Source organism: Kitasatospora sp. NPDC004240, from assembly GCF_053603215.1.
In genome coordinates, this window is sequence record NZ_JBSGFD010000016.1 from 60280 (window position 1) to 74053 (window position 13774).

Genomic DNA, 13774 nt, shown 5'->3' on the forward strand with positions numbered 1-13774 from the left:
TCTCCACAGGTGATGGCACTGTGTGTATGTAGCCGTACCACCCTTCTGCAGCAGGTACACGATGACCGTGTACGCGATGACGAATGGCTGAACCGTGCGCATTACCCGTTCGGGTCGCAATGACGCGACCACACGGCCCCGCCTCGCCGGCGATGAGCTCACCCTCCAGGAGTTCTCCGAGCTCGCCGGTCAGGTCGGCGGCTATCCCTATGTGAAAATCGTGCTCGACCGCGACGAGTCGGTGCTCCATTTCATCCCCAGTGCCGACGGCACCCTCCACGTCCGCTACATCGCGTGCGAGATCCTCGGCATGACGATCGACGAGCTCGCTCTCGGACTCGACGCGTTCAACGACGACGTCTACCGGAATCCCGATCGCCGTTTCTATCTCGGCACCCTCGCCCACCACACCCGGAGCTCCACGGGGCACACGGACGAGGACTTCCTCTCCCTGGAGACGGTCGACGTCGACACCATGTCCCAGGACATGCTGCGGTTCTTCTACCACCGGGTGCGCGAGCACATCGACCCCTCGCTGCCGCTGGTCCTCAAACCGGCCAACCACCGGCAGGAGGACCACGTCGCCCGGATCCCGGAGAGCGAGATACCGCGCGTCCTGTCCCACGAGCTCTACTCCACGGCCTCCTTCGTGCCGCTGACCGCCGGGACCGCCCACGGGCGGCTGAGGGTGTTCCGCTCCGAGGAGGAGTACCGGGCCGACCCCGAGCCGCTGGAAGGGCACGACATCGTGGTGATGCCCCGGGTGCCCGAGGACATCCCCCGGGTGTCCGGCATCATCCACACCGAGCACACCACGCCGCTCTCCCACATCAACGTGATGGCCGCCGGATGGCGGATCCCCAACGCCGTCGGCATCGGAGCCGTCGACCGGATCGAGCGCGACGGCCTGGCCGGGCGGTGGGTGCGCTACGAGGTCGACGCCGACGGCGAGGACCTCCTCCTCGAAGCCGCGCGGCCGGGCACGGACGGGGACGGCGGGGACCGCGGGGACGCCCTGTCGACCCCGCAGGCCCCGCCGGCCGAACGCGTCGCCGTGGACCGGCCCGACCTCGCGCCCACCCCGGTCACCCCGCTCACCGAACTGCGCGCCGGCGACCACACCCGGTTCGGCGTCAAGGCCGCCAACCTCGGCGAACTCACCCACCTGCTGCAGCACGGCTCACCCCGCTGGCTCGGCTTCTACCGCGTGCCCCGCCCGCCCCGGGAGCACCTGCTGCGCTACCTGGCCCGGCAGCTCGACCTTCCGCAGGACGCGGACGAGACCGAGCTCACCGCCGCCGCACAGCGCCTGGTGAAGGAGTACGCCCAGGTCCCGCGCGGGATCGCGCTGCCCTTCTCCCTCCAGCAGCGGTTCCTCGACTCCTCGGCGGAACTCCGGGACGCCCTGGACCGGCTCGACTCCACGCTCCGTGAGGGGGCCTCACCCCGGCCCGCGGCCGGGGACGGCACGCCGGGCGTCGAGGAACTCTGCCGTGAGGCGCAGCGGCTGATCCGCGCCACCCCGCTACCCGACCCGATCCGTACCGAGATCACCCGGGCGGTCGACCGGCACCTGCACGGCGCCCCCATCGTGGTCGTCCGCAGCTCCTCCAACGCCGAGGACCTGCCCGGCTTCTCCGCCGCCGGACTCTACGAGTCGGTGGCGCACGTCGGCGGTACGGACGCGGTCCTCGACGCCGTCCGGGAGGTCTGGGCCTCGCTGCTGTCGCCGCGCGCGGTGCTGCTGCGGAGCCAGGCGGGCATCCCCCTGGACCACTGCCGCATGGCCGTGGTCGTCCAGGAGCAGGTCGACGCCACCGGCGGCGGCGTCCTGGTCACCTGCAACCCGCTCAGCCCGCGGGACTTCCGCGACGTGTACCTCAACATCTCGCCGCACTCCGTGACCGACGTGGTCACCGGCCACGGCGCCCCCCTCCAGTACCTGTGCAACACCATGGAGGGCGGCAGCCGCACCGTCTCGCTGGGCACCGCCACCACCGACCTGGACGCCGGCACCAAGGACCTCCTGGGCCGGCTGGCCCTGATCAGCCGACTGCTGCAGTCGCACTTCTCGCCCGACGAGACGTACGGCGCCCCGGTCGACATCGAGTGGGCGATCGAGGGCGGCCGGGTCAGCCTGCTGCAGCTGCGCCCCTTCCGCACCGCCGGCTGACACCGGCCGGGCACCCGCCGGGCGCGCCACGCGTGCCGTCCGCGCCGAGCACCCACCATGCGTTCCGTACGGGCCGGGCAGGCTGCCGTACGCGCCGGGCAGGCTGTTGCGTGCGCGCTCCCGGTCGGGTGAACTTCCTTCAGGAGAAAGAACGTTGAACCGAATACTGTACGTCTACGTCAAGGGCGGAGCCCCGCTGGAGTACGCCTTCCCGCGCATCGCCGCCTGCGGGGAGCTGCACGTCCTCGCGCTGGCGCCGCTGCCCACGACCGGGGAGGAGGTGTGGCGGCCCAGCTGCGCCGCCATCGAGTCGGTGCCCGACGCGCCGCGCGGCGACGAACTGGTCGAGCTGATCGTGGAGCACGCCAAGGCCATCGGGGCCGACGCGGTGCTGACGCTCTCGGAGTTCGCCGTGCTCGCCGTCGCGCACGCGGCGCGCCGGCTCGGCCTGGCCGGCGCCGGCGCCGGGATCGTCCGCGCCAGGGACAAGCGGCTGATGCGGGAGGCCTGGGCCGCCGCCGGAGTGCCGGTGCCGGGGTTCCGCCGGGTCGACAGCCTCGCGGACCTGGACGCCGCACTGGCGGAGTTCACACCCCCGCTGCTGCTCAAGCCGGCCTGGGGCGCCGGCTCGGTCGCCCAGATCGTGCTGGACTCGCCCGAGGACGCCGCCCCGGCCTGGGCCGGGATCGAACGGGGACTGCGGGCCGGCAGCCGGGTCGGTATGAACGAGCTCTACGCCCCGGACACCGACCGGGACCGCCTGGTCGAGGAGATCGCCGAGGGCTCCACCGAGGGCTGGTACCCCGAGCCCGGCCACGGTGACTACGTGAGCGTGGAGGGCATCGTCGCGGACGGCGTCTACCACCCGCTCGCCATCACCGGGAAGCTCCCGACCGTGCCGTCCTTCGTCGAGGTGGCCAGCACCTCGCCCTCCGTCCTGCCGGTGCCGCTCCAGCGCCGGATCGAGGAGGTCTCGCGGCAGGCCGTGGAGGCGCTCGGGCTGGAGACCTGCGGCACCCACACCGAGCTCAAGCTGATGCGCGACGGCGAGCTCGTGGTCATCGAGACCGCGGCCCGCTTCGGCGGTCTGCTGACCACCCGGCAGGTCCACGAGGTCTTCGGGCTCGACCCGATCGGCATGCTGGTGCGGCAGTTGCTCGGCGAGCGGGTCGACTACCCCGCGACCATGCCCACCGAAGGGGTCCGGGCCGCCGCTTCGCTGGCCGTCGTACCGGCCGACGCGGCCGGGGCGCCCTGGCGGAGCACGCCGCTCTGGAACCCGGAGGCCGTGGACTGGCGGAGCCTGCTGTCACCGGGCAGCACCATCGAGGCCGTACCCGCCTTCACCCTGCCCGCGGGGCGGCCGGTGCCCGCCTTCGATCCCGCCGCGGGGTCGCGCAACTGGCTCGGGGTCTACCTGCTGACCGCCGTCGACGCCGCCACCCTGCACCACGACTGCAACGCCGTGCTGAACGGCCTGGAAGCCGCCCTGCACCGGGCCGCCTCCTGATCCGCCCCTCCCGAATCCCGCCCCTCCCCGACGACCGAGGTTCCTCCATGCGTGTACTGTTCGCCGGCGCACCCGGCTTCGGCCACCTCTTCCCGCTGGTCCCGCTGGCCAGGGCGATGCGCGGGCTCGGCCACGAGGTCGCGGTGACCTCGATGGACGGCGGCGAGCCGGTCGCCGCGTCCGGTCTGCCCTACCTGCCCCTCGCCCCCGGCGTCGACTGGCGTCACGAGATCCGGGAGGCCGGCCGCACCCGGCGGCCCGACCTGATGCGACGGGTGGTCGAGAGCAACTCGGCCGACCGCGAGGCGTTCGTCCCGCTGGCCGCCCTCGTCAACGGCCGGGTGGCCGACGCCATGGTCGAACTCGCCACCCGGTGGCGGCCGGACCTGGTGGTGTACGAGTACCAGTTCCCGGTGGCCCTGCTCGCGGCGGCCCGCCTGGGCGTGCCCGCCGTCCAGCACGACCTGGGATTCGTCCGCACCCCGAAGCTGCGCGCGCTGATGCTCGCCGAGATGGCGGACGCCTTCGCCCGGCACGGGATCGACCGGCTGCCCGAACCGGCCGACACCCTCGACCTCGCGCCGCCGAGCACGGCCGGGGAGCGGTACGGCAGCTCGATGCGGCCCGTCGCCTACAACGGCGAGGGCGGGGTGCCCGAGGACCTCGCCGCACCCGGGCGGCGCCCGCGCGTGGCGGTGACCCTGGGCACCGTACCGCCCAAGACCGACGGCCTGACCAGGATCGAACGGGTGATCGCGGCGGCCGCCGACCTCGACGCGGAGTTCGTGCTGGCGACCGGCGAACTCGACCTCGCCACGCTCGGCACGCTGCCGGACAACGTCCGCCCGTACGGCTGGGTGCCGTGGCGGGCCCTGCTGGACACCTGCGCGGCCGCGATCCACCACGGCGGCAGCAGCAGCGCGCTCGGCGCGCTCGACGCGGGCGTCCCGCAACTCGTCCTGCCCGACGGCTCCGACCGCTTCATCACCGCGCACGCGGTGCGTGACCGCGGGGCCGGGCTCAGCGCCGCGGCCGAGGAGATCGGGCCGGAGCTGCTCCACCGTCTGCTCACCGACGCCGCACTGGCCCGGGCGGCGCGCGAGGTCAGCGCCGAGATCGCGACCATGCCGAGCCCGACGGAGGTCGCGCAGCGACTCACGGCGGTGGCCGGCTGAGGCCTGAGGGCCCGGGCACGCGGGACCGTCCCGTGTGCCCGGGGCCGCCGCTGCGGATCGGCGGGGACCGGGTCAGCCGCCGAACGGGGTCCGCCGGTCGCCGGGGGGCAGGGCGCCGTGGGTGGCCCGGTGCAACGCGCCGTACGCGGCCCAGGCGTCCAGCAGCGGGGGGACCACCGTCCGGCGCCGCCCGGAGCCGGTGCGCAGGACGGCCGACCGCACCTCGGCGGGCGGGGCCGAGGGGAACGCGGACAGCAGCAGGGCGACGGCACCGGCCACGAACGGGGCGGCCGCGCTGGTGCCCGTGAGCGTCATCGGACGGCCGCCGTCGCCGAGGCCGACGACGGCCTCGCCGGGCGCGCCGATGCCGCGGACGCCGATCGATCCCCCCAGGTTGGACAGGTTCATCGGCCGTGCCCGCCGGTCGTACGCGATCACGGGGACGGTCCACGGGTGGCGGGTGAGCACGGACGTGCCGACCGCCCCCTGATTCCCGGCGGCCACGACCGTGATCACGCCGCGGTCGGCCGCGTGGTCGAGCGCCCACTCCAACTCGCGGTGCCCGGCGCTGGAGGGCCGTTCCGGTGCGACGCTCAGGTTCAGGACCCTGGCACCCGCGTCCACGGTCTCCACGATGGCGGTCGCGAGGTCCTCCGGCCACGCGGCCGGGGCGAACCGGCTGTTTCCGCCGGTGGCCGGGCCGAGCCCGAAGATGGGGCGCACCAGGAACGTGCAGTCCGGACAGATACCGGGTGGCTCCGATGTCCGGCGGGCGCTGAGCAGACCGGTGACGAAGGTGCCGTGACGGCAGGAGGGCGGGTCGCCGGTACGGCCGCAGTCGGCCCGGTGCCCCCCGTGCCCGGCCCCCACGCCGCCGGGCAGCAGGCGCAGGCGCCCGCCGGCCAGCCCCGGGTGGTCGAGGGCGATGAGGCCGTCGACCACCCCCACGGCGACCTCCGGCCGGCCGGCGCTGCGCGTCATCAGGGGCGTCAGCCCGACCTGCTCCAGCGGTCCCGTCATCGTCACCTCCCGGTGGGTGTGTCGTCATCGAACGGGACCTGACGATCTAGATGCAGGTCTCCATGCAGCCGTTCATGCACTTCTCGCATTGGTAACCGAATGGGTTGCCGGCGCAGCGATCGCGGCACTCGGCGCCGCACTCCTTGGCGCAGAGGCTCTGCGGGGTGACGGCCGGTCGACGGCCGGCGAGGCCGCCGCCGGACGCCGTCCGGTAGTGCCCGTTCGTCCGGTGGAGCGCCGAATCGGCGGTGAAGCCCGGAACGCTCATCTCTCACACCTCCTCTCGTTCCGCGTCGGACGGGCGCGGGCCAACGGTTGTCGTACGGGGACAGCGAACGGGACTCGGCGGACTAGATGTCGCAGGTCGCCATGCAGTCGTCCAGGCACTCCCGGCAGCCGTGACCCCAGGGGTTGTGGCTGCACTGATGGGCGCACGCGCCCCGGCACTCCTTGGCGCAGAGCCCCTGCGGGGTGACGGCCGGTCGACGGCCGGCGAGGCCGCCGCCGGACGCCGTCCGGTAGTGCCCGTTCGTCCGGTGGACCGCCGAATCGGCGGTGAAGCCCGGGATACTCATCTCTCACACCTCCTCTCGTCCCGCGCCGTGGCGGGCGCGGGTCAACGGTTGTAGTACGGGGACAGCTTGTTCACCAGGAAGGGGAAGGCCTCGGTCACGTCCACCCGGACGAAGTACTTCTCGCACACGTCCGTCCGGCGGTCCGTGTAGCAGAACACGACGTCGATGATCCGGCGGGCACCGCTCAGCCGGGACTCGTGGAAGGTGACCCCGCTCAGCGAGCAGTTGGCGGCGAAGGCCTCCACGGTCTTCTGGTAGATCTTCGGGTAGCGGACGGCGAGGTAGTTGATCGCCCGGTGCTCGTCGGTGTCGCCGGCGTTGTCGGCCAACTGCATGACACGGAACAGCAGTTCGTTGGAGGAGTCCTCGAACTGTCCGCGGTCCATCTTCTTGGGCCTGTGGAGCGCGGCCACCAGCTCGTCGCTGGAGAAGGAGTAGACCTGCTCGAAGGTCACCACCGGGATCGTGAGGCCGTTGCAGAGGGAGGGCGGGGCGAGCGGCCCGCGGTGTCCGATGACCACGTCCAGGTCGGTGGCCTTGGGCTCCGGTCGGACGGCCTCGACGAGCCGGTCGAACTCCACCGGGTCCCTCGGCCGGAGGATGTAGGTCTCCATCCCCTGGACGCACAGCACGTAGCACAACTGCCGTGCGAGGTAGCGGTTCTCCGGCTGTGAGATCACCGCACGGAGGGCCTGTCGGTCCGTCAGGTCGGAACTCTCGTAGCGGGCCACCGCCTGGGCGACCTCCTTCTCGATCGCCAGGCTCGGGTACCGGACGTCGATCTGCCCGAGCACGTACACGTAGTTGGTGGTGGGCTCGGCTCCGCCGCCGTGTTCGCAATCGCAGCCGCAGCCCGCCGCCGTGTCGCAGCCGCAGCCCGCCGCGGCGATGGTGGCGGTACCGGCGGCCGCGGCCGGAGCGAGGTCCGCTCCGAGGCGGTCGGGCTCGGCCGGCGGCCGGTCGTCGGCCGGGGGCTCGGGCCTTACCGGGAACTCATGGTCCGTCGACGGGTCCATGGATGACTCCTCATGCCGTGCGTCCTGTTCTTGCGTGTCGTGCGGACGCGGACGTGTCACACCGGGTGGCCGCGGCCGGGGTCACGATCGGTGACCGTGCCCCCTGGACAGCACCGCCCAGCGGTTGAGCGCGGCCGCTCGCCGTTCGCAGCCGCCGCAGGGCCTCCTGATCCCCATCGTGCTCGTCACGCGCTTGACGGCGTCCCCGAGACCGATGTCCTCGTCCGTGACGAAGCCGGGCACGCGCACCCGATGGGGGTGGCGCTCACCGTCACCGCGACGGGCGTCCTCCCGCTTCTCACTCTCGGTCATCTTTCCTCACCCCTCGGGAGGCGGCGGTCGTGGCCGGCAGCCGTCCGCCCGGGACTCCACGGGAACGGACAGTGACGAACAGCTTGGGAGAACGGGCACTTGGGCACGAGGACCCACTCACCCGCGCTGTCTCCAGACTGCCCCCGTCCGGGCCGGCCTGCACCTCGACGCCCGGCCCGGGCCACCGCGGGCCGCCCGCGGCGGGGCTCGGCGGGCTCGGCGGGACTTCGCGGGGGAGGGGGCGGAGAGGGGCCTCATGGCCACCGCTCCGGGACCTTTGACCCACCGTTCCGTCGGTTGTCCGCTGATAGACAAGGACTGGCCTGCGAATGAGCGGCCAGACGCCTTCGAAGCCTCTACTCTCAGGGGGACCCATGCTTTCCGCCGACTCGGCCGCCGTGATCCGCGCCACCCTGCCCGCCGTCGGGGCGGCGCTGGGCGACATCACGACCCGGTTCTACGCCATGATGTTCGGCGACCACCCGGAGCTGCTGGACGGGATGTTCAACCGGGGCAACCAGGCCAGCGGTGCCCAGCGACAGGCCCTGGCCGGGTCCATCGCCGCGTTCGCCTCCGCCCTCGCGGCCGACCCCGACACCTACCCGCAGGCGGTGCTGGACCGCATCGCCCACAAGCACGTCGCGGTGGGCGTGACCGACGACCAGTACGTGATCGTCCACAAGTACCTGTTCGCGGCCATCGTCGAGGTGCTCGGCGACGCGGTCACCCCCGAGGTCGCCGCCGCCTGGGACGAGGTCTACTGGCTCATGGCCGGCGCCCTCATCGCCCAGGAGGCCCGCCTCTACCAGGACGCCGGGGTCGCGGCGGGGGAGGTCTGGCGGCCGTGGACGGTGGTCGAACGCGTCCAGGAGACCCCGGACACGGTGTCCTTCCTGCTGCGGCCCGCGGACGGCGCCCCGGCGCCGGGGGCCAGGGCGGGCCAGTACGTCAGCGTGCGCGTGCGCATGCCCGACGGCGTTCACCAGCTGCGCCAGTACAGCCTCTCCTCCGCGCCCGGCGACGACCTGCGCCGGATCACGGTCAAGCGCGTCGACGGCCAGGACGCCCCCGACGGCGAGGTGTCCACGCTGCTGCACGACACCGTGCACGACGGCGACGAACTCACCCTCTCCGCCCCGTTCGGCGACGTGGTCCTCGACGGCACGGACGACCCGCTGGTGCTGGTCTCCGCGGGGATCGGCTGCACCCCGATGGTCGGCATGCTGGAGCACCTCGTGGCCTCGGGCTCCACGCGCCCGGTGACGGTCCTCCACGCCGACCGCGCGCCCGGCACCCACGCCCTGCGCACCCGGACGCGCCAGCTCGTCGGCCGACTGCCGGACTCCCGGGCGGAGTTCTGGTACGAGCAGGCCGGATCCGAGGAGCCGGACGCCCACCCGGGCCTGATGGACCTGACCGGCTCGCACCTGCCCGACCACGCCCGCGTCTACCTGTGCGGGCCCCTGCCCTTCATGCGCGAGGCCCGGGCGCAGCTGCTCCGCGCCGGGATACCCGCCCGCCGCATCCAGTACGAGGTGTTCGGCCCCGACCTGTGGCTGGCGGACGCCACGGCCTGAACGACCGGTCCGGGCGGCGCCCCCACGACGGGGCGCCGCCCGGCCACGCCCGCCCCTCCCGGGGCGCCGTCAGCCGTTGGTGAGGGGCATGGAGCCGGCGCTGCACGAGGCTCCCGGCTCCTGGGTCTGCGGGCCCTGGACGTACGTGGTGAAGAACCGCTCCACCCGCGGGTCGGAGGCGCTGTCCAGGACGAGTTGGGTGCCCCAGGCGCTGAGGGTGATGGTGCCCGGTTGGCCGGGGTGGGGGCTCATGAAGGAGTACGGGGTGGTGCCGACCCGGTCGGCGAGGGCCTTGATATCGGCCGGAGTGGCCTGGGCGTTGTAGGTGACCCAGACGGCGCCGTGTTCCATCGAGTGGACGGCGTTCTCGTCGCGGACGGGCTTGTCGTAGACCTTGCCGGTGCAGTCCAGCCAGACGGGGTTGTGGTCGCCGCCGACGGGCGGGGTCTGCGGGTAGGTCACCGTGCCCGGGACGTGGTTGCGGGAGAGGTGCTCCCAGGTCCGCACCCCGGCTATCGCGCCGCTCCCGGGTGTCGTGGCGCTCCCGGGAATCGGGTCGCCCTCGGGGTTCCGCATCAGGACCACGCCGCCCCCGACGAGCGCGGCCAGCACGACGCCGGCCACCCAGAGGGCGATCAACTTCCCTCTGCGCGCGTGTCGTTGCTCGGCGGCGCGCAGTTCGGCGATCCGGGCCCGGCGGTCGGGCGGGTTCGGGCGGTCGGGCCCGTTCGGCTGCTCGGGGTTGGTGGCGGAGCCCATGGCGGCATCCTTGTCTCCGCCCGGGCGCACGGCCGCCGCGGTCGGGGTCGGCGATCCGCGAGGGCCGTGTCGCCCCCGCGGTCAGCCAGTAAAGAGCCCGGCCGCGGCGGGCGCCAGGGCCGATGGACCCTGGCGCCGGGGCGGCCCCCACGACGGGGCGCCGCCCGGGCCTCGTCGGCTCACCACCGGACGGGACGGACCGCCAGCAGGACGGAGGCCGCTGCCGCCAGCGTGAAACAGCCCAGGACCAGGGCGACGGCACGCATCTTCAACTGGCGGTAGCGCTCCTCGTACTCGCCGCGGATCGTCCGGCACCGCCGCGCGATGTGGGTGACGGTCTGTCGGGATTCGAGGAGCCGCTCCTGCGCGTAGGCCTGCTCGACGACCTCGCGCTGGGCGGTGGTGAGCCACGGCAGCCGGTCGGCGAAGGCGACGGCCGCGCGCTCGGCCCCGAGGACCTCGGCCTGCCAGAGCAGGTAGCCCTCAAGCCGCTGTACTCCGTCGGTCGCTCCGCGGGAGTGCTCGTCCATCGGGGTGGCTCACTCGTCCTCGGTTCCGGCCCGGCGACGCTTCGGGGTGTCGTAGACCGCCGGAGTGGCGCCGGCGAGGTGCTTGGCCGGTTCGCCGTGGTGCTCCAGGTAGTCGCGGGCGGCGATGTTCGGGTGGTGGAGGTCGAAGGCCGGGGATTCGGAGCGGATGCGGGGCAGGGTGGTGAAGTTGTGTCGCGGCGGCGGGCAGGAGGTGGCCCACTCCAGCGAGCGGCCGTAGCCCCAGGGGTCGTCCGCGGCGACCTTCTCGCCGTACTTGGCGGTCTTCCAGACGTTGTAGAGGAACGGCAGGATCGACAGGCCCAGGAGGAAGGAGCCGATGGTGGAGACGGTGTTGAGGGTGGTGAAGCCGTCGGAGGCGAGGTAGTCGGCGTAGCGGCGGGGCATGCCCTCGGCGCCGAGCCAGTGCTGCACCAGGAAGGTGGTGTGGAAGCCGATGAACAGCGTCCAGAAGCACATCCGGCCGAGCCGCTCGTCCAGCATCTTGCCGCTCATCTTGGGCCACCAGAAGTGGAAGCCGGCGAACATCGCGAAGACGACCGTCCCGAAGACCACGTAGTGGAAGTGGGCGACGACGAAGTACGAGTCGGAGACGTGGAAGTCGATCGGCGGGGCCGCGAGCAGCACACCGGTGAGGCCGCCGAAGAGGAAGGTGACCAGGAACCCGACCGACCACAGCATCGGCGTCTCGAAGCTCAGTGAGCCCTTCCACATGGTGCCGACCCAGTTGAAGAACTTCACCCCGGTCGGGACGGCGATCAGGAAGGTCATGAACGAGAAGAACGGCAGCAGCACTTGCCCGGTGACGAACATGTGGTGCGCCCAGACCGTCACCGACAGACCGGCGATCGCGATGGTCGCCGCGATCAGACCCGAGTAACCGAACATCGGCTTGCGCGAGAACACCGGGATGACTTCCGAGATGATGCCGAAGAACGGCAGCGCGATGATGTACACCTCGGGGTGGCCGAAGAACCAGAACAGGTGCTGGTAGAGCAGGGCGCCGCCGTTGGCGGCGTCGAAGACCTGCGAGCCGAACTTGCGGTCCGCCTCCATGACCAGGAAGACGGCGGCGAGCACCGGGAAGACCAGCAGCACCAGCAGCGCCGTCAGCAGCACGTTCCAGCAGAAGATCGACATCCGGAACATCGTCATGCCGGGTGCGCGCATGCAGATGATCGTGGTGATGAAGTTCACCGAGCCGAGGATGGTGCCGAAGCCCGAGAAGGTGAGCCCCACGAACCACATGTCGGCGCCGATGCCGGGCGAGTGCACCCCGTCCGACAGCGGTGGGTACGAGAACCAGCCGAAGTCGGGCGCGCCGTTCGAGGTGAGCAGGCTGCTCGCGACCATGAGCGAGCCGAACAGGTACAGCCAGTAGGCGAACATGTTCAGACGCGGGAAGGCCACGTCGGGCGCGCCGATCTGCAGCGGCATGATCCAGTTCGCGAAGCCGGCGAACAGCGGCGTCGCGAACATCAGCAGCATCGCGCCGCCGTGCACCGTGAACGCCTGGTTGAACTGCTCGTTCGACAGGATCTGGGTGCCCGGCCGGGCCAGCTCGGCACGCATCAACAGCGCGAGCACACCGGCGATCAGGAAGAAGGCGAACGACGTGCCCAGGTACAGGGTGCCGATCGTCTTGTGGTCCGTGGTGGTGAGCCACTTCACCAATGTGCTGCCCGGCGCGCGTTCGCGCTTCCGAGCGAGGGGTGTCCGCGATTCCGTCCCAACGACCATGGGTCAGCACTCTCCGTATCCCGACTGAATCAGGGGACATCCTGGCGTGCGTGAGCGGACACGCCCGGTGAGGAGCTGCGAGTCGATGGAATTTCACCCGTGCGGGCCAACCGGCACCCGGCGCGCCCCCGCGGCCGGGCCGACGGCTACCGGCCGGTGCCGTCCGGGGTCCGGGCGGGCGGGGGGACGCGCAGCACCGGGAGGGCGCAGAGCGCGGCCGCCGTAGCGGCGACGACGACGGCCACGGCGAGGAGCGTCCAGGCGGACGGGGCGCGGGCGATCCCCGCGCCGATGCCGCTCAGCTCGCCCTGCCGGTCGAGGAGCCGGCGGACGAGCGGGACGCCGATGGCCGAGCCGACGGCGACCGTGATCAGGGCGATGACCGTTCCCCGGACGGCCAGCACGACGGCGCACTGGCCGGGGGTGAGGCCGATCGCCCTGAGCAGCCCGAGGTCCCGGCGGCGTTCGTGGAAGCCCGCCGCGGCGGTGGTGAGCAGGTCGACCAGGCAGATGAGGGCGAGCACGAGCAGGAGGCCGACCACGCTGGCCCGCAGGGCGGCCGGCCTGGTGACCGGACCGCTCGGGAGACGGATCTCCAGCTGCCCGGCGAGGCCGGCGCGGGCGGGGAGGTCGCGCTGGACCGCGGCCGGGTCGTGGCCGGGGCGCAGGGCGAGCTGCCAGAAGTCGGGGTGGGTGGGGTCGCCGGGCCGGTCGAGGGTGTCGAAGCCGGTGGACAGGACGCGGCCGCCGTGCTCCGGTTCGAGATCGCGTCCGACGATGTGCAGGATGCGCGGGGTGCCGCCGGTGGTGACCCGCACCCACTGGCCGACCCGGGCGCCGAGCAGGTCGAGGGCGCCCTGGCCGGCGACCGCCTCGTCGGTCGCGCGGATCGCCCGGCCCTCGACGACGGTGTGCGGGTACGGGGCCTCGGTGGTGCCGACGGCCCGCAGGGTGAGCGTGGCGGACTGGCCGGGCGCCAGGGCCTGCATCTCCGTGCCCGGGTAGACACCCCGGACGGCGGTGTCGGCGGCCAGGGCCCCGGCGAGCCGCCCGTCGTCGGGCGTCTGCCCGGGGACGGTCCGGCGGGCGGTGACGGACGGGACGGTGGCGCCGCCGTCCGGGGTGGTGACGGCGTCGAGGGTCGCCCAGGTGCTCAGGGCCAGGGTGGCGGCGACGACCGGGACGGTGAGCCGGACGGCGCTCACGACCAGGTCCGAGCGGCGGCGCAGGACGCTGCCGAAGCCGAGCACGAGGGCCGGTGGCAGGCGGCGGAGCGGGCCGAGCCGTACGGGCCGGGCCGTCATGGCGGGCGGCCGGGTGCCGTCCGTCGGGGACGCGCCGCCTGCGTGCCGGAGCACCAGGTGGACGG

General features: G+C 72.9%; 13 protein-coding genes. 4 read left to right on the forward strand and 9 right to left on the reverse strand.

Annotated elements, in window-relative coordinates; genetic code table 11:
- The first annotated feature begins 94 nt into the window (after window positions 1–94).
- The 3 genes from ACWEQL_RS07185 to ACWEQL_RS07195 all read left to right on the forward strand — a co-directional run bounded on the left by ACWEQL_RS07185 (window position 95) and on the right by ACWEQL_RS07195 (window position 4858).
- Window positions 95–2173 (forward strand): PEP/pyruvate-binding domain-containing protein, encoded by a 2079-nt coding sequence (locus tag ACWEQL_RS07185; RefSeq protein ID WP_452149181.1) that lies wholly within the window; start codon window positions 95–97, stop codon window positions 2171–2173.
- 154 nt (window positions 2174–2327) lie between these two features.
- The gene (locus tag ACWEQL_RS07190; RefSeq protein WP_452149182.1) at window positions 2328–3683 is read left to right on the forward strand and encodes an ATP-grasp domain-containing protein; all 1356 of its coding nucleotides are present in this window, start codon (window positions 2328–2330) and stop codon (window positions 3681–3683) included.
- A gap of 47 nt (window positions 3684–3730) precedes the next feature.
- The gene (locus ACWEQL_RS07195; protein WP_452149183.1) at window positions 3731–4858 is read left to right on the forward strand and encodes a nucleotide disphospho-sugar-binding domain-containing protein; all 1128 of its coding nucleotides are present in this window, start codon (window positions 3731–3733) and stop codon (window positions 4856–4858) included.
- A gap of 72 nt (window positions 4859–4930) precedes the next feature.
- On the opposite strand, the gene ACWEQL_RS07200 is transcribed toward ACWEQL_RS07195, so the two are convergent.
- From ACWEQL_RS07200 to ACWEQL_RS07220, 5 genes are all read right to left on the reverse strand, one after another.
- On the reverse strand, window positions 4931–5878 hold the full coding sequence (locus ACWEQL_RS07200) for a S8 family serine peptidase (protein WP_452149184.1): 948 nt from the start codon (window positions 5876–5878) through the stop codon (window positions 4931–4933).
- Between the two features lie 46 nt (window positions 5879–5924).
- A complete protein-coding gene (locus ACWEQL_RS07205) occupies window positions 5925–6146 on the reverse strand; it encodes a hypothetical protein (RefSeq protein ID WP_452149185.1) in 222 nt (73 codons plus the stop codon).
- Between the two features lie 82 nt (window positions 6147–6228).
- Window positions 6229–6453: a hypothetical protein gene (locus ACWEQL_RS07210; RefSeq protein ID WP_452149186.1), complete on the reverse strand. Its 225-nt coding sequence runs from the start codon at window positions 6451–6453 to the stop codon at window positions 6229–6231.
- 41 nt (window positions 6454–6494) lie between these two features.
- Entirely contained in the window at window positions 6495–7469 is a 975-nt protein-coding gene (locus ACWEQL_RS07215; protein ID WP_452149187.1) for a cyanobactin maturation protease PatG family protein, read from the reverse strand.
- A gap of 81 nt (window positions 7470–7550) precedes the next feature.
- Window positions 7551–7781 carry a hypothetical protein gene (locus ACWEQL_RS07220; RefSeq protein ID WP_452149188.1) on the reverse strand — a complete coding sequence of 77 codons (231 nt, stop codon included), beginning with the start codon at window positions 7779–7781 and terminating at the stop codon, window positions 7551–7553.
- Window positions 7782–8155: 374 nt separating this feature from the next.
- On the opposite strand from ACWEQL_RS07220, the gene ACWEQL_RS07225 reads away from it, so the two are divergent.
- Window positions 8156–9358 (forward strand): globin domain-containing protein, encoded by a 1203-nt coding sequence (locus ACWEQL_RS07225; RefSeq protein WP_452149189.1) that lies wholly within the window; start codon window positions 8156–8158, stop codon window positions 9356–9358.
- A 69-nt stretch (window positions 9359–9427) separates the two neighbouring features.
- Here ACWEQL_RS07225 and ACWEQL_RS07230 read toward each other — a convergent pair whose 3' ends face one another.
- From ACWEQL_RS07230 to ACWEQL_RS07245, 4 genes are all read right to left on the reverse strand, one after another.
- On the reverse strand, window positions 9428–10117 hold the full coding sequence (locus tag ACWEQL_RS07230) for a DUF3105 domain-containing protein (RefSeq protein ID WP_452149190.1): 690 nt from the start codon (window positions 10115–10117) through the stop codon (window positions 9428–9430).
- 179 nt (window positions 10118–10296) lie between these two features.
- Window positions 10297–10647 (reverse strand): cytochrome C oxidase subunit I, encoded by a 351-nt coding sequence (locus ACWEQL_RS07235; protein WP_452149191.1) that lies wholly within the window; start codon window positions 10645–10647, stop codon window positions 10297–10299.
- Between the two features lie 9 nt (window positions 10648–10656).
- Window positions 10657–12405 carry an aa3-type cytochrome oxidase subunit I gene (ctaD, locus tag ACWEQL_RS07240; protein ID WP_452149192.1) on the reverse strand — a complete coding sequence of 583 codons (1749 nt, stop codon included), beginning with the start codon at window positions 12403–12405 and terminating at the stop codon, window positions 10657–10659.
- A 146-nt stretch (window positions 12406–12551) separates the two neighbouring features.
- On the reverse strand, window positions 12552–13774 hold a 1223-nt coding region (locus ACWEQL_RS07245; protein ID WP_452149193.1), incomplete at its 5' end, for an FtsX-like permease family protein.

Excerpts from the sequence above, each read along its gene's own strand:
- ACWEQL_RS07225 (WP_452149189.1), top strand. The coding sequence starts at position 8,156 with ATGCTTTCCGCCGACTCGGCCGCCGTGATCCGCGCCACCCTGCCCGCC.
- ACWEQL_RS07235 (WP_452149191.1), bottom strand. The coding sequence starts at position 10,647 with ATGGACGAGCACTCCCGCGGAGCGACCGACGGAGTACAGCGGCTTGAG.
- ctaD (WP_452149192.1), bottom strand. The coding sequence starts at position 12,405 with ATGGTCGTTGGGACGGAATCGCGGACACCCCTCGCTCGGAAGCGCGAA.
- ACWEQL_RS07195 (WP_452149183.1), top strand. The coding sequence starts at position 3,731 with ATGCGTGTACTGTTCGCCGGCGCACCCGGCTTCGGCCACCTCTTCCCG.
- ACWEQL_RS07220 (WP_452149188.1), bottom strand. The coding sequence starts at position 7,781 with ATGACCGAGAGTGAGAAGCGGGAGGACGCCCGTCGCGGTGACGGTGAG.
- ACWEQL_RS07205 (WP_452149185.1), bottom strand. The coding sequence starts at position 6,146 with ATGAGCGTTCCGGGCTTCACCGCCGATTCGGCGCTCCACCGGACGAAC.
- ACWEQL_RS07210 (WP_452149186.1), bottom strand. The coding sequence starts at position 6,453 with ATGAGTATCCCGGGCTTCACCGCCGATTCGGCGGTCCACCGGACGAAC.
- ACWEQL_RS07200 (WP_452149184.1), bottom strand. The coding sequence starts at position 5,878 with ATGACGGGACCGCTGGAGCAGGTCGGGCTGACGCCCCTGATGACGCGC.
- ACWEQL_RS07230 (WP_452149190.1), bottom strand. The coding sequence starts at position 10,117 with ATGGGCTCCGCCACCAACCCCGAGCAGCCGAACGGGCCCGACCGCCCG.
- ACWEQL_RS07215 (WP_452149187.1), bottom strand. The coding sequence starts at position 7,469 with ATGGACCCGTCGACGGACCATGAGTTCCCGGTAAGGCCCGAGCCCCCG.